At 51.5% G+C, this 991-nt stretch carries 1 protein-coding gene and 1 pseudogene; both read right to left on the reverse strand.

The window, feature by feature from the left end; genetic code table 11:
* Nucleotides 1-218, reverse strand: a pseudogene (locus CHK_RS00500) (ABC transporter permease); the annotation flags it as partial.
* 4 nt (nt 219-222) lie between these two features.
* Nucleotides 223-991: ATP-binding cassette domain-containing protein (locus CHK_RS00505; RefSeq protein WP_046441940.1), on the reverse strand; the 769-nt coding region annotated here is incomplete at its 5' end.

The raw sequence follows: 991 nt of genomic DNA on the forward strand, positions 1-991 counted from the left end.
CCTCCTGTCAGCATGATGAACGTCATACCTACTGCTATGATTCCTACGATCGATACCTGCCTTAAGATGTTAAAAATGTTATCCGGCGTCAGGAACCTGTTCGACAGGATCGCAAACACCACGATCAGCGCGATCAGTACGAATACGATTCCATAACTCCCCAGTATCCGCTTGATGCTCTTTCCGCCTACACTGTTTTGATTCAACTCTTTTCCCATTTCATCAACCTCCTATTAATCCGGAAGCGTACTCCAGTATCAGTTCCTGTGAGAACTCTTCACGCTTCAGCTCCCCTGCTACCTGTCCAAAACGCATCACCAGTATTCGGTCGCTCATTCCAATCAGCTCCGGCATCTCTGACGATACCATCAGGATCGTCTTCCCTTCCTCGTCCGCAAGGTGCCTCATCAGGTTGTAGATCTCCTGTTTTGCTCCTACGTCGATTCCGCGTGTCGGCTCGTCGAATATGATCACGTCGCACTTCGTTGCCAGTACCTTTGCAAGTACCACCTTCTGCTGGTTTCCTCCCGACAGGTTCTTCACCAGCTGGTTTACGCTCGGCGTCTTGATCTGCAGCTTCCCAATATATTCGTTCGCAATCGCAGAGTCCTTTTTGTTATCTACAAACGGTCCCTTCATTGCCTGCTTGAGCGAACTGAACGTCACGTTCTCCTTGATCGACAGCCCCAGCAGTACTCCCTGGTTCTTCCGGTCTTCCGGGATCAGTCCGATTCCGTGATCCAGGGCTTCTCCCGGATTCTTGATCCTGATCTGCTTCCCGTTCAGGTATACTTCTCCCGATTCCACCCGGTCTGCTCCAAACAGCGCCTGCATTACTTCCGTTCGCCCTGCTCCCACAAGGCCGCCAAAGCCAAGGATTTCTCCCCGCTTTACCTCGAAGCTCACGTCCTTTACCTTATCGTTCGTCAGCCCCTTTACCTGCAGTACCGTTTCTCCCAATGGCTTTACACGCTCCGGATAATCTTCTCCC

Source organism: Christensenella hongkongensis, from assembly GCF_000981035.1.
Classification (GTDB): domain Bacteria; phylum Bacillota; class Clostridia; order Christensenellales; family Christensenellaceae; genus Christensenella; species Christensenella hongkongensis.